Origin of the sequence: Acidocella sp. KAb 2-4, from assembly GCF_020567705.1 — a bacterium.
Lineage (GTDB): Bacteria > Pseudomonadota > Alphaproteobacteria > Acetobacterales > Acetobacteraceae > Acidocella.
The window spans coordinates 33,740-53,475 of the sequence record NZ_JAJDJU010000008.1 but is presented as its reverse complement, the minus strand read 5'-3'; the positions used below and the strand labels follow the sequence as shown (position 1 = coordinate 53,475).

The 19,736-nt window shown below is 65.1% G+C and carries 18 protein-coding genes and 1 tRNA gene; 11 read left to right on the top strand and 8 right to left on the bottom strand.

The annotated features are described in order from the left end of the window. Positions 1–30: 30 nt before the first annotated feature. The 3 genes from LI953_RS07335 to hrcA form a co-directional block, all read right to left on the bottom strand. On the bottom strand, positions 31–783 hold the full coding sequence (locus LI953_RS07335) for a hypothetical protein (protein ID WP_227075391.1): 753 nt from the start codon (positions 781–783) through the stop codon (positions 31–33). A gap of 76 nt (positions 784–859) precedes the next feature. Further along, positions 860–934: transfer RNA gene (locus LI953_RS07330), tRNA-Thr, on the bottom strand. A gap of 76 nt (positions 935–1,010) precedes the next feature. Beyond that, a complete protein-coding gene (gene hrcA, locus LI953_RS07325; protein WP_227075390.1) occupies positions 1,011–2,078 on the bottom strand; it encodes a heat-inducible transcriptional repressor HrcA in 1,068 nt (355 codons plus the stop codon). A 48-nt stretch (positions 2,079–2,126) separates the two neighbouring features. Here hrcA and rph point away from each other — a divergent pair, with 48 nt between their 5' ends. Then, positions 2,127–2,840 carry a ribonuclease PH gene (gene rph / locus LI953_RS07320; protein WP_227075389.1) on the top strand — a complete coding sequence of 238 codons (714 nt, stop codon included), beginning with the start codon at positions 2,127–2,129 and terminating at the stop codon, positions 2,838–2,840. 10 nt (positions 2,841–2,850) lie between these two features. Here the strand turns inward: rph and LI953_RS07315 are convergent, their stop codons facing one another. Then, positions 2,851–3,255 (bottom strand): CoA-binding protein, encoded by a 405-nt coding sequence (locus LI953_RS07315; protein WP_227075388.1) that lies wholly within the window; start codon positions 3,253–3,255, stop codon positions 2,851–2,853. 41 nt (positions 3,256–3,296) lie between these two features. On the opposite strand from LI953_RS07315, the gene LI953_RS07310 reads away from it, so the two are divergent. Further along, positions 3,297–4,937, top strand: a complete 1,641-nt coding sequence (locus LI953_RS07310) for a glycoside hydrolase (protein ID WP_227075387.1) — start codon at positions 3,297–3,299, stop codon at positions 4,935–4,937. On the opposite strand, the gene LI953_RS07305 is transcribed toward LI953_RS07310, so the two are convergent. Next, positions 4,909–5,487 carry a cupin domain-containing protein gene (locus LI953_RS07305; RefSeq protein WP_227075386.1) on the bottom strand — a complete coding sequence of 193 codons (579 nt, stop codon included), beginning with the start codon at positions 5,485–5,487 and terminating at the stop codon, positions 4,909–4,911. The two genes, LI953_RS07310 and LI953_RS07305, sit on opposite strands and share 29 nt — an antisense overlap. Before the next feature lie 225 nt (positions 5,488–5,712). Here LI953_RS07305 and LI953_RS07300 point away from each other — a divergent pair, with 225 nt between their 5' ends. From LI953_RS07300 to LI953_RS07260, 9 genes are all read left to right on the top strand, one after another. Continuing rightward, positions 5,713–6,825, top strand: coding sequence for an ABC transporter ATP-binding protein (locus LI953_RS07300; RefSeq protein ID WP_227075385.1), 1,113 nt, complete (start codon positions 5,713–5,715; stop codon positions 6,823–6,825). Next, the gene (locus LI953_RS07295; RefSeq protein WP_227075384.1) at positions 6,822–7,739 is read left to right on the top strand and encodes an ABC transporter permease; all 918 of its coding nucleotides are present in this window, start codon (positions 6,822–6,824) and stop codon (positions 7,737–7,739) included. The genes LI953_RS07300 and LI953_RS07295 overlap by 4 nt, the downstream gene beginning before the upstream one ends. After that, the gene (locus tag LI953_RS07290) at positions 7,736–8,575 is read left to right on the top strand and encodes an ABC transporter permease (RefSeq protein WP_227075383.1); all 840 of its coding nucleotides are present in this window, start codon (positions 7,736–7,738) and stop codon (positions 8,573–8,575) included. The genes LI953_RS07295 and LI953_RS07290 overlap by 4 nt, the downstream gene beginning before the upstream one ends. Further along, positions 8,572–9,633 (top strand): PotD/PotF family extracellular solute-binding protein, encoded by a 1,062-nt coding sequence (locus tag LI953_RS07285; protein WP_227075382.1) that lies wholly within the window; start codon positions 8,572–8,574, stop codon positions 9,631–9,633. Before LI953_RS07290 ends, LI953_RS07285 begins: the two co-directional genes overlap by 4 nt. A 52-nt stretch (positions 9,634–9,685) precedes the next feature. After that, positions 9,686–11,038 carry a glutamine synthetase family protein gene (locus tag LI953_RS07280; RefSeq protein ID WP_227075381.1) on the top strand — a complete coding sequence of 451 codons (1,353 nt, stop codon included), beginning with the start codon at positions 9,686–9,688 and terminating at the stop codon, positions 11,036–11,038. Positions 11,039–11,053: 15 nt separating this feature from the next. Further along, entirely contained in the window at positions 11,054–12,310 is a 1,257-nt protein-coding gene (locus LI953_RS07275; RefSeq protein ID WP_227075380.1) for an FAD-binding oxidoreductase, read from the top strand. A gap of 61 nt (positions 12,311–12,371) precedes the next feature. Then, positions 12,372–13,241: a universal stress protein gene (locus tag LI953_RS07270; protein ID WP_227075379.1), complete on the top strand. Its 870-nt coding sequence runs from the start codon at positions 12,372–12,374 to the stop codon at positions 13,239–13,241. Positions 13,242–13,281: 40 nt separating this feature from the next. Further along, positions 13,282–13,989 (top strand): pirin family protein, encoded by a 708-nt coding sequence (locus LI953_RS07265; RefSeq protein WP_227075378.1) that lies wholly within the window; start codon positions 13,282–13,284, stop codon positions 13,987–13,989. 135 nt (positions 13,990–14,124) lie between these two features. Further along, positions 14,125–15,669, top strand: a complete 1,545-nt coding sequence (locus LI953_RS07260) for a Do family serine endopeptidase (RefSeq protein ID WP_227075377.1) — start codon at positions 14,125–14,127, stop codon at positions 15,667–15,669. Positions 15,670–15,723: 54 nt separating this feature from the next. Here LI953_RS07260 and LI953_RS07255 read toward each other — a convergent pair whose 3' ends face one another. From LI953_RS07255 to LI953_RS07245, 3 genes are read right to left on the bottom strand one after another with little or no spacing between them, the layout of a single operon-like run. Further along, positions 15,724–17,115: an aldehyde dehydrogenase family protein gene (locus LI953_RS07255; protein ID WP_227075376.1), complete on the bottom strand. Its 1,392-nt coding sequence runs from the start codon at positions 17,113–17,115 to the stop codon at positions 15,724–15,726. Further along, positions 17,112–18,071 (bottom strand): hypothetical protein, encoded by a 960-nt coding sequence (locus LI953_RS07250; protein ID WP_227075375.1) that lies wholly within the window; start codon positions 18,069–18,071, stop codon positions 17,112–17,114. The genes LI953_RS07255 and LI953_RS07250 overlap by 4 nt, the downstream gene beginning before the upstream one ends. 19 nt (positions 18,072–18,090) lie before the next feature. After that, complete coding sequence (locus tag LI953_RS07245) at positions 18,091–19,662, bottom strand: lysine--tRNA ligase (RefSeq protein WP_227075374.1); 1,572 nt, start codon at positions 19,660–19,662, stop codon at positions 18,091–18,093. Positions 19,663–19,736: the final 74 nt, after the last annotated feature.

The following is a 19,736-nucleotide window of genomic DNA, read 5'->3' as shown; positions in this document are numbered from 1 at the left end:
GATGATTAAACAGGACGCCGCCTCCGCGGCTTAACGAGCGCCGCGAAGCTTTTCGACAAACCGCCGAATTTTCCTGAATTTCTTAAACCGCGCCCATTTTTTCATGGGCCTTTCAAACGCGAACAGCCTCATGGTTCGGCTGCACAATGCCAAGATGTCAGTTTCCCGGCCGGCCAGAACGTCGGCAGCGACTTCATGAAAGGCAAAAGCGTATGGCGAATTGCGCGATTCGTAGAGATGGAACAAGCCGTCACGATAAAATGTTCCCGTTCCGTACAAGACTTGTCCGGCCAGATTCCAGCGCGGGATCAGGCACGCCCAGGGCATAATGTACTCGACGGCCACGCCCTGACCCACGGCGAGATCGTGCATGTGCTGGGCGACATCGCAGGTCGGGTTGGGGGCGAATGAGGGACGCCCCAGCCCGGCCCATGTCTTCTGCGAAATGGCGAGAAACAGCGGTGCTGTGAAGATACGGGTGCTGTCGATATGGGAACTGACCTGCGCCCCACCGATGAGCCCACCCGCCTCGGCGACAGCAAAGGCGTGCTCGACGATCTCCCGGTTGAGGGGAATGCAGTCGATATCCACGGTCAGCAGCACCTCGTCGCCGGCCAGGCTGGCGAACACCTCGTCGAGAAAATCCCCATGGCTCATGCCGGTGCGGCAGACCTGCTCAATTTCGTATCCCAGATGGGTGAATACGGCACGCTGGCCTTCAACGAGGCGGCGGTCAATATTGTCCCAATAAAAGGTAACAATGCGGCGGCGGAAATCACTCAAGGCCACAGCCTCCCAGGTTAAGCGCGCCCCACCCACCGTTGCCTCGGCCCCATAAGGTAAACCTTGCTGGCTTTCCTGGTGCCGACACCCAGGATTGAACTGGGGACCTACTGATTACGAATCAGTTGCTCTACCGCTGAGCTATGTCGGCTTGCCGAGGCGTTGCTGCGCCTATATCGGACCGCGCGCCCCGCTGCAACACTCCGGCGCGCATTCTTCGCCCCGGTTCAGCCCAGCAACCGCCCGATCACCCGGGCGGTATAGTCCACCACCGGGATGATCCGGCCGTAATTGATCCGGGTCGGGCCGATCACGCCGATGGCGCCGACGATGCGGTCCTGCGCGTTGCGGGCCGGGGCCACCACCATGGAGACGCCCGCCGCCCCAAACAGCCCCGACTCGGCGCCAATGAAGATGCGTACGCCGTCCGAGGTCTCGGCGAGTTCGAGCAGCTTGAGCATGGTCTCCTCGGCCTCCAGCCGCTCAAACAGCGCCTGGATGGTGGCGAGTTTCTCCAGCTGGTCCACATCCTCCAGCAGCCGCCCCTGCCCGCGCAGGATCAGCGAGCCGCCCCGCCCCTCGCTGCCCCAATCGGCCAGCCCGGCCTCAACCACGGCGCTGGTTAGTTCATCCAGCGCGGTGCGGTTGGCGGTCAGCTCATCGCCCACGCGGCGGCGCAGCTCGGCGATGGTCAGCCCCGAGAGCCGGGCGTTGAGGTAGTTGCTGGCCTGTTGCAGGGCGCTAGGCGGCAGGCCGGGCGGGGTCTCGATGATGCGGTTCTCCACTTGGCCGTCGGCGGAAACCAACACCACCAGCGCCCGGCCGGGCGAGAGCGGCACGAACTCGATATGCCGCACCGCACCCTCGCCCTTCGGCGCCAGCACCAGCCCCGCCGCGGCGGAGAGGCCTGAGAGCATGGAGCTGGCCTGGGCCAGCGTATCTTGCAGCGAGCGCCCGGACCCGGCCAGGGTGGTGTTGATGGTGGCGCGCTCATCCTCCGACAGTTCGCCAAATTGCAGCAGGCCATCGACGAACAGGCGCAAGCCGCGCTCGGTTGGCAGGCGCCCGGCCGAGGTGTGGGGCGAAAACAGCAGCCCGGCATCGGTGAGGTCGGCCATCACGTTGCGGATGGTGGCGGGCGAGAGCCGCTGCGGCAGCAGGCGCGAGAGCGTGCGGCTGCCCACGGGCTCTCCGGTCTCCACATATTGCTCCACGATCTCGCGCAGCACGGCGGCGGAGCGGATATCAAGCCCCGGCGGCAGGCGGGGCAGGGCGGGTTTGCCTCTATGGTCCATCGTCACAGTCTCGGATAATAGCACCTCATCGTTATCAGGAGAGACAAGATGCGGCCCTCAGGCAGAAATTTCAACGAACTCCGGACGGTCTCGATCGAGACCGGGTTTTCCCACCATGCCGAGGGCTCGGCGCTCATCCGCATGGGGGGTACCGAAGTGTTATGCACCGCCAGCGTCGAGGGCAAGGTGCCGGGCTTCATGCGCGGCCAGGGCGAGGGCTGGGTGACGGCCGAATACGGCATGCTGCCCCGCGCCACGCATACCCGCGGCGACCGCGAGGCGGCGCGCGGCAAGCAATCGGGCCGCACGCAGGAGATCCAGCGCCTGATCGGGCGCTCGCTGCGCGCCGTGGTCGACCGCAAGGCGATGGGCGAGATCACCGTCACCCTGGATTGCGACGTGCTGAACGCCGATGGCGGCACACGCTGCGCCAGCATCACCGGCGCCTATGTGGCGATGTGCCTGGCCTTCCGGAAGCTGCAAGCGAACAACGTGCTGAAGGCCTTCCCCGTGACCGGGCAGGTGGCGGCGGTGTCTTGCGGCATCTACCAGGGCAACCCGGTGCTGGACCTGGATTATGCCGAGGACTCCTCGGCCGACGCGGATGCCAATTTCATCCTCACCCAGGGCGGCGGCATCGTCGAGATCCAGGCCACGGCGGAGAAATCCACCTTCGACGACGCCTCATTCCAGGCCTTGCTGGCGCTCGCGCGCAAGGGCACGGCGGAGTTATTCGCGGCGCAGAAGGCGGCGCTGGGCTGACGCGAAGCCGCTAAAGCCCCAGCCGGGGCATGTCGATGGCGGGGCAGCGGTCCATGACCACCGCCAGCCCCGCCGCGCGGGCCCTGGCCGCCGCCGCCTCATTGATCACGCCGAGCTGCATCCAAATCGTTTTCGCGCCGAAGCGAATCGCCTCGTCGACCGGCCGACCGACATCCTCCGAGCGGCGGAACAGCTCGACCATATCGAGTGGCGCGGCCTCGGCCACGCTGGCCACCACCTTGCGGCCCAGGATCTCCTGCCCCGCCAGACCGGGATTGACCGGGGTCACGTCGAACCCCTTCTCCAGCAGATATTCCAGCACGTGATAGGACGGGCGCTCCGGCTTGTTGGAGGCGCCGACCAGGGCGATGCGCTTGGTTTCAGTCAGGATCCGGCGCAGTTCGTTGTCATTCATGTCTCTTCCCCAAAAATTGCGACCCGGCTAAGCCTGCGGCCATGATCAAAGCCATTCTCGCCTGCGTGTTGCTGAGTCTGCTCACTTTCGCCATGTGGGCCGCACCCAACCGGCCCGAGGCCGGCGACGTGACCATGCCGGCGGGTAAGTTCAACAGCCTCTCCTACGCACCCTACCAGGCATGGCAGAGCCCGCTCTCCAAGGATTACCCCACGGGCGCCGAGGTCGCCAAGGATCTCGCCCTGGTGGCGACCCAGGCCAATGGCATCCGCACCTATTCCGCCATCGAGGGGGATTACGACATCGGCGCGCTGGCCAAGCAGGCGGGGCTGAAAGTGTGGCTGGGCATCTGGCTGAGCGGCAACCCCCAGGATAACGCCAAAGAAATGGCTGCCGGCATCGCCGAGGCCAACGCGCACCCCGACACCATCACCCGCGTGATCGTCGGCAATGAGGTGCTGCTGCGCCGCGATCTCTCGGTGGACGATCTCATCGCCGATATCGATTATGTGCGCGCCCGCGTGAAACAACCTGTGGCCTATGCCGATGTCACCGATTTCTGGGAACAATTCCCGCAGGTGGCGCCGCATGTGGATGTGGTGATGATCCACTTCCTGCCCTATTGGGAGAACACGCCGCTCTCGGTGGATGACGCGCTGGCCGAGATCCAGTCCACCACCGAGAAATTTAAGAAGATGTTCCCGGGCAAGCAGATCTCCATCGGGGAGACCGGATGGCCGAGCGCGGGGCGCTGGCGCGGCCCGGCGGCGCCCTCGCGCGTGAACGAGGCGGTGTTTCTGCGCCGGTTCGTCACCCTCGCGAACCAGGAGGGGGTGGATTACAACCTGATCGAGGCCTTCGACCAGGATTGGAAGGCGCAGGATGAGGGCGTGGCCGGAGCGAATTGGGGCATCTGGAACGCCTATCGCCAGCTCAAATTTCCGCTCAACGGGCCGGTGGTGGAGCATCCGGACTGGCCCTGGTACGCAGGCTTCGCGGTTCTCGCGGGCTGGCTGCTGTTCGCCGCGGCGGGTCTGCGCGATGCGCGCCTGGCGTTGCCCGCCTTCGGGCTCGGCAACGGGCTGGCGCTGGCCGGGCTGGGCACGCTACCGATGCTGTATTTCAATCCGCACCACTTGGGCATGCTGATCACCGCCACTGATTTCAACCTGCCCTACAACACCTGGCTGCTGCTCGACGCGCTGGTAAACCTGCCGCTCCAGGCATTATTCGCGCTCTACGCCATCCGGCGGCTGGGGGGGCTCGCCGCTGGCGCCCCCCTGCCCGCGCCGCTGACCGGTGCTGGCGTGCTGGCGGCGCTGCGCCGGGGGCGGCTGCCGCTCAGCTATGACGGGTTGTGGTTCATCTTCCTGGCCGCGGCGGCGGTGTTCGAGGTGCTGCTGCTCGCCGATGGCCGCTACCGCGACGCGCCGACGCCGGTGTTCATCATCCCCGCCATCGCCGCCGTGCTGCGGGCCTGGAGCCGCGACACCCCCCGCCAGCAGGGCTGGGAGGAGTTGCTGGCCGGCTGGGCGCTCGCGGCACTGGCGCTGGCGGACATGGTATATGAGGGGGCGCAGAATCTCGACTTCATCACCTGGAACATCCAGGCGCTGGTGCTGGCCGCGCCAGTGCTGCTGGCCAGCCTGCCCGCTAGAATGAGGGCGGGGAATTCGCGCTGACCAGCACGCAGGGCTCCGGCCCCGGGTTGCGGAAGCGGTGCGGAATGTCGGAGCGAAAATAATAGGCATCGCCGGGGTTGAGCAGGCGCTCCTGCACCCCGACCGTAATGATGATCGAGCCGGAGATGACGAGGCCGCATTCCTCGCCATCATGGCGCAGCATGGCGTCTCCGGTATCGGCGCCGGGCTGATAGACCTCGCGCAGCATCTGCATGGCCCGGCCCTTCACCTTGCGCCCGACCATCCGCATCGAGATCGCGGGGTCGTACGAAATCTCAGTCAGCTCCTCACCCGCGAAAAACACGCTGTCGGAGGACGAGAAATTCAGAGTGAAGAAATCGGCGAGCGAGAGGGGGATGCCGTCGAGGATCTTCTTCAGCGAGGAGATCGACGGGCTGACCCGGTTCTGTTCGATCAGGGAGATCGCGCCATTTGTCACCCCCGCGCGGCGGGCGAGTTCGCGCTGTGTCAGCCCGAACATCTGCCGCACCAGCTTCAGCCGGGTGCCTATGTCCTCTGCCAGTTCATCGTTTTGCACTGCGGCGGACATACTCTCCTTGGGTCTCACGTTTAGGATTTTTGACAATCTTACGCGGCCACCCCCCAAATACGCAACGGGAAACATGCCAAGGCGGCATGGATTCCAATTATTCTTGACGCCCCCCCGTGGACTGCGCCACACTCACACCATAACAACAAATGGGTGTTGCGTGCCGTGGACAATCACAACAACTAAAACAGACCTCCACTACTCAGCCGGACGGGCGGGCGCATGATGTCCGCGACATCCGCGCAGGCCGATTCCGGGCCTGCTATTTCCGCCAAGCGCGGCGCCATTTCCATTCGCGGAATCACCCGCATTTTCGCCGGCTCAGTGGCCGCGGTCGACCATGTCGACCTTGAAATCAATGCCGGGGAATTCTTCACGCTGCTCGGCCCTTCGGGCTGCGGCAAGACGACGCTGCTGCGCATGATTGCCGGGTTTGAGACACCGGATAAGGGGCGCATCCTGATCTCAGGCAAAGAGATGCAGGACGTGCCGGCGCACAAGAGGGCGGTGAATACGGTGTTCCAATCCTACGCGCTGTTCCCGCACCTCAACGTGCAGGACAATATCGGCTTCGGCCTGCGGATGCGCGGGATGAAACCGGCAGACCGTAAAAAGCGCGTCGATTCCATCATGGAATTGCTGCAGATCGGCCAGTTCGCCACCCGCAGCGCCGCCCAGCTCTCGGGCGGGCAGCGCCAGCGCGTGGCCTTGGCGCGGGCGCTGGTGAACGAGCCGGACGTGGTGCTGCTGGACGAACCGCTTTCCGCGCTGGATGCCAAGCTGCGCGCGGAATTGCAGATCGAATTGCTGCGGATGCAAAAGCGTCTGGGCATGACCTTCATCTTCGTCACCCATGACCAGCACGAGGCGCTGGTGATGTCGGACCGGATCGGGGTGATGAGCCGGGGCAAGCTGGAGCAGGTCGGCCCGGTGCTGGATGTGTATGAGAAGCCGCGCAACGTATTCGTGGCGGAATTCCTGGGCCTGTCGAATATCTGGCCAATCACCCCCACTGGCGAGCACAGCGCGCGGGCGCCGATCGGCGAAATCAGCATCACCGCGCCGCTGAGCGGCGATGGCATGGCGATGATCCGGCCGGAAAAAATCTGGATCTACAACGACAGCGCGGCGCCGAAGGACCGCCCCAACCTGTTCTTCGGCACGGTGCGCGAAGCTATTTATATGGGCGCCTCGACGCAATACCGCATCGAACTGGCGGGCGGACAATCGGTGCTGGCGATCGACACCAACAACCAGGCCGCCGAGCGCAGCTGGCGGCCGGGCGAGCCGGTGGCGGTGGAGCTGAAGCCTGAAAACATCATGCTGGTCTCGCCATGAGCGCCGCCGTGAAAACCGAACAGGAAATCGAATCCGGACGCCAGCGTTTGCGGCTCTGGGTGACATCCGGACCCGGTCTGGTCTGGATCATGCTGTTCCTGCTGCTGCCCAGCGCCGTGCTTCTCGGCATCGCCTTTTTCTCGGCCGATGATTATGGCAGCCCGGTACTGCCGCTCTCGGTGCAGCCCTTCCAGCAGGTGGCCGGGTATTCGTTGCTCGGCTGGGACCCTGGCAATATCATCATCGTTCTGCGCTCGCTGGAACAGGCGGGCATCGCCACGCTGGTTTCGGCGCTGCTCTCCTATCCGCTAGTGTTCTTCATCCTCTCGCGTCCGGCCAGCATCCGCCCGCTGCTGCTGCTGTTCATCGTGCTGCCCTCATGGACCAACCAGGTGGTGCGCACTTATGCGTGGATGGAGCTGCTCGGCCCCGCCGCGCCGGTGAGCTGGGTCGCGCACATCCTGCATGCGGTGCCGCCTGATCTTGGTTTGGCGCCGGGGCGGTTCGCGGTGACCACGGGGCTCGCTTATAACTATTTGCCCTATATGATCGTGCCGCTCTACGCCTCGGCCGAGAAGCTGGACTGGACGCTGGTGGAGGCGGGGCGCGACCTCTATGCCGCTGGGCTGCGGCTGTTCTGGCACACGGTGTTTCCGCAAACCCTGCCGGGGCTGCTCTCGGGCATCATCTTCGTGGCCATCCCGGCCTTCGGGGATTACGTGGTGCCGCAGTTGCTCGGCGGCGACAAGGCGCTGATGATCGGCTCGCTGATCGCCAACCAGTTCACAGAAACACCAGACTGGCCCTATGGCGCGGCGCTGACCATCATCATGCTAGTGTTCACCGGGCTCGGGCTGGTCGGCTTCCGGGTGCTCACGCGCAAGCTCGGCGGCGCCGAGGAGGCGACGATATGATCCCGCGCGGCGTCCGCTACGCCCTCTCGGGCATTTCCTGGCCGGTTTATGCGCTGCTCTACACGCCGCTGGCGCTGGTAGCGTATTATTCCTTTTCACCCGCGCCGAACCAGACGGGGCACTCGCTCTACGCTTATGGCCAGTTGATGCACGACGCGGCCGTGTTCACGGCGCTGCGCCGTTCGTTGATCCTGGCGCTCGGCTCAGCCGCCACATCCACTGCACTGGGTACGCTGCTCGGCTATGGGCTGTGCCGGTTCCGCGCGCGGAACGCAACGGGCGTACTGGCCAATATCCCGAGCCTGATCATCTACACGCCGATCATCATGCCGAGCCTGGTGTTCGGCATCTCGGAGCTAATCTTCTTCAACTTCGTGCACAGCGCCACCGGCTTTCTCGGCGCGGGGCTGCAGACGATGATCATCGCGCATATCACCTTTCAGGTGCCTTATGTCGCGCTCACCGTGTATGCGCGCCTCGCCGGGCTCGACCCCTATCTGTTCGACGCCGCACAAGACCTCTATGCCGATGGCATCAAGAGCTTTCTCTATCTGATCATTCCGGTCGTGCAGCCGGCCATCATCGGCGGGTTTCTGCTCGGCATCACCTTGTCGATCGACGATTTCACGATCAGCTTCTTCACCGCCGGGCCGGGCAGCGTGACGCTGCCAATCTACATCTACTCAGCGATCGCGCGCAAAGGTATCACCCCCGAGGTGAACGCCATCGGCACGCTGATGATCGGCACCATTGTTGTGCTGGCGCTGGTCCATTTCTTCATCACCAGGCATCGCGAACGCGCGGGCCAATTTGCAGCAAGGGGGAATATCGCATGAAGCTCTTGTCTTGTCTTGCCGTCGGGGCGCTAGCCCTGGGGCTGGGCGCACCACAAATCGCCCGCGCCGAAACGCCGACACTGAACCTGTTCATCTGGTCGGATTACATCGACCCGGCGCTCATCACCAAGTTTGAGAAGCAGTGCAACTGCAAGGTGGTCGAGACCGACTACGAAAGCAACGCCGAAATGGAGGCGAAGCTGCGCGCCGGCGGCGATGCGCAATATGACGTGGTCGTGCCGTCCTCCTACTATGTGCCCGAGTTGGAGGATGAAGGGCTGATCCAGCCACTGGATCATGGCAAGCTGACCAATTTCAGCAATCTGGCGGCGCGCTTCCAGAACCCGACCTATGATCCGGGTGACAAATACTCCATCCCCTATCAATGGGGCACCACCGGCATTTTGTATGATCCCGCCAAGATCAAAGGCAATCCTGATGGCTGGGGCCTGCTGTTCGACCCGAAGGAGAACCCCAACTATCCGTTCGTGATCCCCAAGGGCGAGGGACGCGACCAGATCGGCGCGGCCTGCGCTTATCTCGGCTATGGCTTCAACTGCGCCGAGAAGAGCCAATGGATCGCGGCGGCCAAGCTGATCGAGCAGACCAAGAAGCGTCCCAATTTCGCCGGCTTCGTCGATGAGACCCCGACCCGCGACCAGGAGAAGAGCGGCCTCGTCGCCGCCGGCATGGCGTATAACGGCGATGTCGGCCAGTGCGTCGCCGATGGCTCCTGCACCAAGCTGAAATTCTACCTGCCAAAGGAAGGTTCTGAGATCTGGGTGGATACGATGGCCATCCCGGCCAAGGCGCCGCACCCTGAACTGGGGCTGGAATTCATCAACTTCATCCTGGACGCCAATAACGGCGCCGATCTCTCCAACTTCAACCAATATGCCAGCCCGAACGCGGCTTCGCAGAAGCAACTCACCGGCATCATGGCCTCGGATCTCATCAATCCGTCTGATGCCGAGATGAAGAATCTCGTCTTCCTCGCCCCGCTGCGCGGCGCGAAATACAAACTTTTCAACCAGATCTGGACCAGCGTGCTCCAGTAAACCGGGCAAGGCGGCGCTCATCCCGGGCGCCGCCCGCCATTGTGGGGATAACATGAGTAATGACACGATCGATTTAAAAGAGTGGTTTAACGAGCACCGGATTACCGAGGTGGAATGTATGGTGCCCGACATCACCGGCATTCCGCGCGGCAAGATCATGCCGGCGCAGAAATTCTTCCAAGGCGGCGCACCGCGGTTGCCAGAGGCGATCTTCATCCAGTCGGTAACCGGCGAATATCCCGAAGACCCGGAAGACAAGCTCACCGATCCGGCGATCATCGATATCAAGCTGATCCCCGACGCCTCCACCGTCCGCTTGGTGCCCTGGGCGCATGAGCCGACCGCGCAGATCATCCATGATTGCCAATACGCGAACGGCACACCGGTGCCGATCGCGCCTCGGCAAGTGCTGCAGCGCATCCTCAAGCTCTACGATGAGAAAGGCTGGAAGCCGGTGCTGGCGCCGGAGCTGGAATTTTATCTCGTGGCCCGCAACACCGACCCGGACTACCCGCTGGTGCCGCCCGTCGGCCGCTCTGGCCGCCAGGAGAGCGGGCGGCAGAGCTACTCGATCGACGCGGTCAACGAATTCGATCCGCTCTTCGAGGAGATGTATGATTTCTGCGATTTGCAGGAGATGGACCTCGACACGCTGATCCACGAGGAAGGCGCGGCGCAGGTGGAGATCAACTTCCTGCATGGCGACCCGCTGAGCCTCGCGGATCAGGTGTTCCTGTTCAAGCGCACGGTGCGCGAGGTGGCGCTACGCCACAACATCTACGCCACCTTCATGGCCAAGCCGATGGGCAACGAGCCGGGCAGCGCCATGCATGTGCATCAGAGCATCGTGGACCCGCGCACTGGCAAGAACCTGTTCGCGGGCGAGGATGGCAAGGCCAGCCGCCTGTTCAAGAGCTATCTGGCGGGCTTGCAGAAATACATCCCTGCGGTGATGCCGATCTTCGCGCCGAACGTGAATTCCTACCGGCGGTTGATGCGCTTCTCCAACGCGCCGATCAACCTGCAATGGGGCTATGACAACCGCACCTGCGGCCTACGCGTGCCGTTTGGCGAACCCTCGGCCATGCGCGTGGAAAACCGCGTGCCGGGCGCGGATGCCAACCCGTATCTCGCCTTCGCGGCGACGCTGGCCTGCGGCTATCTCGGCATGGTCGAGGGGCTGGAGCCGACGCCGGAACAGCACGGCTCGGCCTATTCGGGCGAATACACGCTGCCGCGCGAACTCTCCCACGCGCTCGACCTGATGGCCGAAAGCCAGCCGATGCGCGATGTGCTGGGCGAAAAACTCGTGGACGTGCTGGTGGCGGTGAAGCGCTCGGAATACGACACTTATCTGCGCGTCATCTCCTCCTGGGAGCGCGAGCATCTGCTGCTCAACGTTTAGCCGCGAGCCGCGAACATGCTGAACAACTATTACCACGCCACGCGGCGTGTGGATTTCGTCGGCGACACGCTGGCGGGCGATGTGAGCGCCGATGTCGCCATTATCGGCGGCGGTATCACCGGCGTTTCCGCGGCGCTGCATCTGGCCGAACGCGGCTACAGCGTGGCGCTGCTGGAGGCGCATGACATCGGCTGGGGCGCCTCGGGCCGCAATGGCGGGCAGGCGCTGCCGGGCTTCGGCTGCTCGCTGCACAAGCTGCACGCGCTGGTGGGCGGCGAGGCCACAAGGCAGCTCTGGGAAATGTCGGTGGAAGCGGTGGAGCTGCTGCACGCGCAGATCGCCCGCTTCGCCATCCCCGCCGATCCGGTGCGCGGCTATCTGCACGCCGCGATCAAGCCGCGCCATGTGCGCGATCTGAAGCTGGAGCAAGAGGAGCTGGCCAGCCTCGGCGCCCCGGCAGGGCGGCTGCTGGAGGGGGCGGAGATGCGCGCGCGGCTGGACAGCCCGCGCTATCTGGCGGCGCTGGAGGATAAAATCTCCGGCCATATCCACCCGTATAACTACGTGCTCGGCTTGGCCAAAGCGGCGCAGGCGGCAGGGGCGAAGCTCTATGCGGGCGCCCGGATCAGCCATGTCGAGGAAGGGACCACCCTCACCCTGCATGCCGGGGCGCATAAGCTGCGCAGCAAATTCCTGCTGGTCGCGGGTGGCGCGTATCTCGGCGGGCTGATGCGTGGCATCGCGGGCTACATCATGCCCGTGGGCACCTACATCATGGCCACCGAGCCGCGCGCCGATGTGCGCGGGCTGATCCCCGGCAACGAGGCGGTGGCCGATCTTAATTTCGTGCTCGATTATTTCCGGCGCTCGGCGGATGACCGCATGTTGTTTGGCGGGCGAGTCTCCTATTCCACGTTGCCGCCGCCCAGCCTTGGCCCCTCGATGCTGCGCCGCGCGGTAAGGGTGTTCCCGCAACTCAAGGACGCCAAGGTGGAATTCCTGTGGGGCGGGAATGTGGACATCACGGTGAACCGCGCCCCGCATTTCGGGCGGCTGGCGCCAAACATCCTGTTTGCGCACGGCTTCTCGGGCCATGGCGTGGCGCTCACCGGGCTCGCCGGCAAGCTGGCGGCCGAGGTGATCGCCGGGCAGGCCGAGCGGTTCGATGTGTTCACCCGCATCCCGCATGCGCGCTTCCCCGGCGGGCGGGCGCTGCGCACCCCTGCCCTGCTGCTCGCCACCAGCTGGTTCCGCCTCCGCGATTTGCTGTAACCGTTGCATTCACGGCCCGCCCAGGGCCAATATCAGGCATCGCAACAAGGAGGCGGCAACCATGTCCGTGCGCAAATTCCTGATGCCGGTGAGCAGTTCGGCCTCGGCCAGCGGTGCGCTGCAAACCGGGCTGATGCTGGCCAGGATGTGGCATGCGCATCTGCAGGTGCTGCATGTGCAGGCCGATGCGCGCGACATCACCTCGTTCACCGGCGAGGGGCTGTCCGGCGCGTTGATCGAGGACATGCTGAATGCCTCGGAGCGCGAGGGCGGCGCGCGGGCGCGGCATTTGCGCGAATTATTCGAGGCGGCGACAGAGGCGGCCCAGGTACCAGTGGGCGATGCGCTGCGCGGGCGCGATGAGCCAAGCGCCAGCTTCACCACCCTCACCGGGCGCGAGGAGCAGGTGGTGGCCTATCAGGCGCGGCTCGCCGACCTCACCATCGTGCCGCACCCGCAGGCGGGCGAGGATGTGGCGACAGCCGACGCGCTGCACGCGGTACTGTTCGATTCCGGCCGCCCGGTGCTGCTGGCGCCGGTGGAGCCGCCGGAGAGCATTGGCCGGCGCATCGCCATCGCCTGGAATGGCACCGCCAACGCCGCCTCGGCCCTGGGTTCGGTGATGCCCTTCGTGCGCCAAGCGGAGGCCGTGTGCGTGCTGGTCTCGGAGGATTACGCCAAGCCCGGCCCGAGCGGCGCGGAGGTGGCGGAATACATCTCGCACCATGGCATCAGCGCCGAGGTCGTACGCTTCCGCGCCATTAACCGCGTCACCGGCGCCGGGCTGCTGGCGGCGGCGGCGGCCTTCGGGGCGGATCTGATGTCGATGGGCGCCTATTCCACCGCCTCGCGGCTGCGCCAGCTCATCCTGGGCGGCACCACGCGGCATGTGCTGGAGCACGCGCAACTGCCCGTGCTGATGAACCGCTGACCTTCTCTTTCCGCCCCGCCATGCCTATCTGGGAGACACCATGATTGAAATCCGCCCCTTCGCCTCCCTTGGCAGCTTCCGCAATGAATGGCTCAACGCCCGCTATCATTTCAGCTTCGCCCGCTACCGCGACCCCAAGCGCATGGGGCTCGGGCGGCTGCTGGTGTGGAATGACGACGAGGTGGCGCCGCATACCGGCTTCGCCCCGCACCCGCACGATAACATGGAGATCATCACCTTCCTGCGTGAAGGCGCGATCACGCATCGCGACTCGCTGGGGCATGAGGGCGTCACCCGCGCCGGAGATGTGCAGGTGATGCATGCGGGCAGCGGCATCGTGCATTCCGAGATGAACCATGAAAGCGTGCCGACCCGGCTGTTCCAGATCTGGATTTTGCCGAACCAGCATAACGTGCAGCCCGGCTGGGGCACGCGGGAGTTTCCACGCGAAACCGGCCAGGGGCTGCAGGTGCTGGCCTCTGGCCGCGCCAGCCATGCCGGGCTGGGGGCGCTGCCGCTCTATGCCGACGCCGCGGTGATGGCCGCGAAGCTCGCGCCGGGTGAGCAGGTGAGCTACGCGCTCGGCGCCGGGCGGGTGGCCTATCTCGTGGCTCCCAGCGGGGAGATCGCCGTAAACGGCCACGAGGCTGGCACGCGCGACGGCGTGGCCATCGCCGACGAGGCCGAGATCGCCATCACCGCCCGCAGCGGCGCCGAGATCGTGCTGGTAGATGCGGGCGCCGCCTAATTTTGCCACCGGTGAAGAAGTGTAACCCCTTGGCATCAGCCGTTGAGGGGGTGAGTCGCTTGTGGCATTTATGCCACAGCTGAATGGTTTTACCGCGGTAAGACCGGGACATATCCGCAGGAGATCAGACAAGATATGCGCAAGACCTTAACTCGCGGCACGGCGCTCTCGCTCGCCCTGCTCGGCGCCACCGCCCTGGCCGGCCTGCCCGCCGCCCCGGCCTTCGCCGCCGATACCTCGCTCGATGAAACCGCCGCCGTGCAGCAGGGCTTCAACCCGGTGCCGGATTTCACCGGGCTGGTGAAGCATGTGTCGCCGGCCGTGGTGTCGGTGGATGTGCATCTGAAGCTGAACCAGGCCGCCGACAGCCAGGATGATGGCAGCGACAACGGCGCCCAGGGACAAAATGGGCTCCCGCCGGGCTTCCCGCAGATCCCCGGCTTCCCCTTCAGCTTCGGCACGCCGCAGCAGCCCCAGGCAGTGGAGGCCAAGGGCTCGGGCTTCATCATCGACCAGAACGGCACCATCGTCACCAACAACCATGTGGTGAAGGATGCGCGCACGGTGACGGTGACGCTCTCTGACGGCGACACCTATCCGGCCAAGATCATCGGCACCGACGCCAAGACCGATCTCGCGGTGCTCAAGATCAATGCCGGCAAGCCACTGCCTTATGTCGAACTCGGGCCGTCCTCGGCGGTGGAGCCGGGCGAATGGGTGGTGGCCATGGGCAACCCGTTCGGGCTCGACAATACGGTGACGGCGGGTATCGTCTCCGCCCTGGGCCGCGATATCGGCGATGGGCCGTATGATAAGTTCATCCAGATCGACGCGCCGATCAACGAGGGTAATTCCGGCGGGCCGCTGTTCAACCAGAAGGGCCAGGTGATCGGCGTCAACACCGCCATCCTCTCGCCGTCCGGCGGCTCGGTCGGCATCGGCTTCGCCATTCCATCGGACATGATCAAGCGCATCGTCACCCAACTGGTGACAACCGGCAAGGTTGTGCGCGGCTATCTCGGCGTCGCCGCGCAACAAATCACGCCGCAGATGGCGCAGGCGCTGGGTCTGCCCACCGCCGACCCGACCAAGGACGGCGCGCTGATCGCCGCCGTTTCGTCCGGCAGCCCGGCGGAGAAGGCGGGGCTGAAGCCAGGCGACGTGATCATCAGCGTCAACGGCCAGACCGTGACCAACCCCAGCGATCTGGCGAGCGACATCGCCAATGTCGACCCACAGCACAAGGCGGATATCGTGTATCTGCGCAACGGCAAGCAAAACACCGTCTCGGTGGCGGTCACGGTCATGCCGGCCAATCCCGATGCCGGGTTCCAGCAAAACGGCAGCGGCAATGGCGCCGCCACGCAACAGGGCGCGCTGGGGCTGACCCTGGCGCCGCTGACCCCCGACGCGCGCAGCCAGCTCAACCTGCCCGATAGCGCCACCGGTGCCGTGATCACCGCGGTGAAGCCAAACTCGCTGGCCGACATGGCCGGGCTGCAGCCGGGCGATCTGTTGGTGGGGGTGGGCAACACCGATGTCACCAACCCGGACGACGCGGTGGCGGCGATCAAGGCGGCGCGCAAGAGCGGCAATGGCGCGCTGGCGCTGCGCATCATCCGCCAGGGCCAGGCGCTGTTTGTCGGCATCTCGACCAGCAACCAGGACAGCGGCAACTAGGTCCGACAACGTAGCCAAGAAAAAGGCCGGGGAAATTCCCCGGCCTTTTTTGTGTCAGCCCGCTGGCAGGCGCAAATGGTAGCTCTTTGGCCGGGTCAGCGTCTCATAGCCCCAGCGCGAGAGCGTGTAGCCGCGCCCGGTATCCTTCACGCCCACCCAGGGCAACGCGGGGTCGAGGGCATCGCAGCGGTTGAGAAACACGGTGCCGGTCTCGACGCAGTCACCGATCGCCTCGGCGGCGGCGAGGTCGCGGGTGAAGATGGCAGCGGTGAGACCATACTCGGAGTCGTTCATCAGGCGGACGGCTTCATCGTCATTCCTCACCTTCATGATGCCGACCACCGGACCGAAGGTCTCCTCGGTCATCACCCGCATCGAGTGATCGACATCGACCACGATCTGCGGCGCCATATAGGGCGTGCCAGGCTGGTCGGCGGCGAAGCTGGCGGGGTCGATCAGCGCCTTGGCGCCCTGGCGCACCGCCTCGCCCACCTGGTCGCGGATGAAGGCCGCGGCCTTGCCCGACACCACCGGGCCGATATTGGTCTCCGGCTTGGTCGGGTCACCCAGGCGGTAGGTTTTGGTGAGCTCCACGGCGCGCTCGACGAAGTCGTTGAACACGCTCTCATGCACGTAAATGCGCTCAATGCCGCAGCAGGACTGGCCGGAATTGAAGAAAGCGCCATCGACCAGATTATCCACCGCGAAGCCGATATCAGCATCGGCGCGGACATAGGCGGGGTCCTTGCCGCCCAGCTCCAGACCGACGGAAATGAACCGGTCCGCCGCCGCGCGGGAGACCGCATGGCCCACCGGCACCGAGCCGGTGAAATTCACATGCGCGATGCGCGTATCCTTGACCAACTGCTCGGCCACCGCGCCGGGGACATGAATGTGCTGGAACACGCCGGCGGGCAGCCCGGCCTCGTCGAAAGCCTGCTGGAAGCGCTCGGCCACGAGCTGCGTTTGGGCCGCGTGCTTCAGCACCACCGCGTTGCCGGCCATAATCGCGGGTACGATGGAGTTCACCGCGGTGAGGAACGGATAGTTCCACGGCGCGATCACGAACACCACGCCCAGCGGCGTGCGCTTCACATAGCGCTTGAAGCCCTCCTTGGCGCCGGGGTCGAGCGGCGCCAGCCCGGCCGGGGCCTCGGCGATCATATAGCGCGCGCGGTCCACGCAGGTGCGCACCTCGTTGGGCGCCTGCGAAACCGGGCGGCCCATCTGCCAAGCCAGTTCGAGGGCAATCTCGTCGATATGCGCCAGCAGCGCGTCGCAGAATCGGGAGCAATAGGCGGCGCGCTGCTCCACCGTGGTCAGCGCCCAGGCTTGCTGCGCCTTCACCACATTGTCCAGCACGGCGTTGATATGGTTGGCCCCGGCGAACGGACGCTCGGCATAGACCCGCCCGTCCACCGGCGTGATTGTCTGTTGCATGCTCATTTTTTCTCTCCCGGCGCCTGCGTGTGCGCCCATAATTCATGCCCGGCGTAGCAAATTCCGCCTAAACACGCCGGCAGCAGAAAATACATGACCCTGAACAACAAAATAGCCCCCAGCGCGTCGGCGGCCGGCAAATAGGCCGAAAGACCAAGCAGCAGCAGGGAGTCGAACACGCCCACCCCACCCGGCAGACCGGAATAGGCGCCCGAGGCGAAAGCCGCGAGATAGAGGCTGAGGGCGACCGGGTAGGTCAGCCCGGCGGCGGCGGGCAGCACGGCGTAAAACACGGCGCTGGTGGTGGCGATGTCGGCGCAGGCCAGGATGATCTGCGCCGCGGCGAGGCGCGCGCCGGGCAGCGCGATCTCGCGCCCGAACAGCCGCACCGAATCCCGCCCGCGCGCCGCCACCACATAGGCGGCGGGAATCCCGGCCAGCACCAGCCCGATCAGCCGCAGCAAGCCCGGCGCCGCACCGCCAAAGACCGGGAGGGCGGCGGGGTTGAACAGCAGCAGCAACCCCAGCAGCGTGCTCAGCCCAAGGGTGAAATTGGTGCCCGAGAGCGCGATGATGCGGGTGATGCCCGCCGCTGGAACTCCCCATTGCGCGTAAAGCCGCAGGCGGATGGCCGCCGCCGACAGGGCGGGCGCGCCCAACACATGGCTCAGCGTGTACGCGCAGAACGAGGCCAGCCCGACCCGGCGCAGCCCGATGGGCGGAAACGCCGCCACCCGCCGCGCGAACAGCACGCCCGGCAGGTCATAGGCGCACATGATGCAGCAGCTGGCCCCCAGCAGCACCAGCGCGCGCAGGATATGCAGGCGCGGGGTCGCCTCCAGCGCGGCCAGAATATCGCCGGGGCTGATCTTGCCGAGGGCGCCGTGCAGCCCCGCCACCACCCCGGCCAGCACCAGCAGGCCGAGCACGGGCGGCAGATATTTTAGCGCCTTGCGCCGCATGGCGGGGCTTTGGGCGGGCTCAGCCCCGCGCCAGCGCGGTTTCGATCAGCGCCACCGTGCGCTCCACGCCATAAAGCGCGATGAAGCCGCCGAAGCGCGGCCCCTCGGAGGTACCGAGCAACACCTGGTAGAGACAGTCGAACCATGCCTTGAGCGGGGCGAAGGGGTGGCGCTTGCCGACCTCGTAAACGAGGTTTTGCAACTTTTCGGCCGGGGTGTCGCCCTTATGGGTGGCCTGCTCGCCCGCTTTCAGGCTCTCCGCGAGGTCCAGCAAGGCGCCGCGTTCCACCTCGGTCGGCGCACGGTATTGCTTGGCCGGGGCCACGAAATCGCGGTTATAGGCGATGGCGTGGTGCACCAGCTTGGCCAGGAACGGATAGCTCTCGGCATCGGCACCCGGCAAATAGGCGCGGATGAAGCCCCAGAGCATCTCCGGGCTGTCGGCATTGATAACCGAGGCCAGGTTGAGCAGCATGCCGAAGCCGATCGGCGAGCCCGCATGCTCGGGCAGCTTGCCGCCGTGGATGTGCCAAGCCGGATTGTCATGCGGCTTCTCGGCCGTGGGCAGGGCGGCGACGTTGTTGATGTAGTCGTCGGTGGCGCGGGGGATTACGTCGAAGAACAGGCGCTTGGCGCGCTGGGGCGCGTGATACATGAACTGCGCCAGCGACTCCTTGGGCGCATAGGTCAGCCATTGCTCGATGGACAGGCCATTGCCCTTCGATTTAGAGATCTTCTGCCCCTTATCGTCGAGGAACAGCTCATAGGTGAGCGTGACCGGCGGTTCCTTGCCGAGGGCGCGGACGATGTCGGAGGAGAGCTTGACGCTGGGGATGAGGTCCTTGCCGGACATCTCGTAATCCACGTCCAGCGCGTACCAGCGCATCGCCCAGTCAGCCTTCCATTGCAGCTTGGCGTTGCCGCCCAGCACCGAGGTCTCATATTTCGTGCCGGTCTCGGGGTCGGTCCAGAACACGGTGCCGTGGTCAACGTCCACCTTGTCGATGGGCACCTGCATGACCACGCCGGTGCGCGGGTGGATCGGCAGGATGGGCGAATAGGTGGCGGCGCGCTCGCTGCCCAGCGTCGGCAAGATGATGTTCACGATCGCGTCGTGATGCGCGAGCACATGCAGCAGCGCGGCATCGAACCGGCCGGAGGCGTAATAATCGGAAGCGGAGGCGAATTCGAACTCGAAATCGAAAGCGCGCAAGAAGTCCTGCAGCATGTTGTTGTTATGCTCGCCGAAGCTCTCGAACTTGCCGAACGGATCGGGGATACGGGTGAGCGGCTTGCCCAAATGCTGGCGCAGCATGTCCTTATTGGGTACGTTGTCGGGCACCTTGCGCAACCCGTCCATGTCGTCGGAGAAGGCGAGCAGGCGCGAGGGCAGCCCGGTGAGATCGGTGAACGCCTTGCGGACCCAGGAGGTGCGCGCCACCTCGCCGAAGGTGCCGATATGCGGCAAGCCGGAGGGACCGTAGCCGGTCTCGAACAAGGCGTGATCCTTGCCTTTCTGTTTCAGGCGCTCGGCAATGCGTTCAGCTTCACGGAAGGGCCAGGACAGAGAGGTTTGTGTGTTTTCGCTCATGATGCGCCTGCTCTAGAGCCGGTTTTACGCGCCCGCAACAGGGCGGGCGAGACAAACCGTGAACAGCGCCGTAT

Coding starts and splice junctions, on each gene's coding strand:
- LI953_RS07315 (WP_227075388.1), bottom strand. CDS start 3,255: ATGAATGACAACGAACTGCGCCGGATCCTGACTGAAACCAAGCGCATC.
- LI953_RS07275 (WP_227075380.1), top strand. CDS start 11,054: ATGCTGAACAACTATTACCACGCCACGCGGCGTGTGGATTTCGTCGGC.
- LI953_RS07285 (WP_227075382.1), top strand. CDS start 8,572: ATGAAGCTCTTGTCTTGTCTTGCCGTCGGGGCGCTAGCCCTGGGGCTG.
- hrcA (WP_227075390.1), bottom strand. CDS start 2,078: ATGGACCATAGAGGCAAACCCGCCCTGCCCCGCCTGCCGCCGGGGCTT.
- LI953_RS07295 (WP_227075384.1), top strand. CDS start 6,822: ATGAGCGCCGCCGTGAAAACCGAACAGGAAATCGAATCCGGACGCCAG.
- rph (WP_227075389.1), top strand. CDS start 2,127: ATGCGGCCCTCAGGCAGAAATTTCAACGAACTCCGGACGGTCTCGATC.
- LI953_RS07290 (WP_227075383.1), top strand. CDS start 7,736: ATGATCCCGCGCGGCGTCCGCTACGCCCTCTCGGGCATTTCCTGGCCG.
- LI953_RS07280 (WP_227075381.1), top strand. CDS start 9,686: ATGAGTAATGACACGATCGATTTAAAAGAGTGGTTTAACGAGCACCGG.
- LI953_RS07250 (WP_227075375.1), bottom strand. CDS start 18,071: ATGCGGCGCAAGGCGCTAAAATATCTGCCGCCCGTGCTCGGCCTGCTG.
- LI953_RS07310 (WP_227075387.1), top strand. CDS start 3,297: ATGATCAAAGCCATTCTCGCCTGCGTGTTGCTGAGTCTGCTCACTTTC.
- LI953_RS07260 (WP_227075377.1), top strand. CDS start 14,125: ATGCGCAAGACCTTAACTCGCGGCACGGCGCTCTCGCTCGCCCTGCTC.
- LI953_RS07255 (WP_227075376.1), bottom strand. CDS start 17,115: ATGAGCATGCAACAGACAATCACGCCGGTGGACGGGCGGGTCTATGCC.
- LI953_RS07270 (WP_227075379.1), top strand. CDS start 12,372: ATGTCCGTGCGCAAATTCCTGATGCCGGTGAGCAGTTCGGCCTCGGCC.
- LI953_RS07265 (WP_227075378.1), top strand. CDS start 13,282: ATGATTGAAATCCGCCCCTTCGCCTCCCTTGGCAGCTTCCGCAATGAA.
- LI953_RS07245 (WP_227075374.1), bottom strand. CDS start 19,662: ATGAGCGAAAACACACAAACCTCTCTGTCCTGGCCCTTCCGTGAAGCT.
- LI953_RS07305 (WP_227075386.1), bottom strand. CDS start 5,487: ATGTCCGCCGCAGTGCAAAACGATGAACTGGCAGAGGACATAGGCACC.
- LI953_RS07300 (WP_227075385.1), top strand. CDS start 5,713: ATGTCCGCGACATCCGCGCAGGCCGATTCCGGGCCTGCTATTTCCGCC.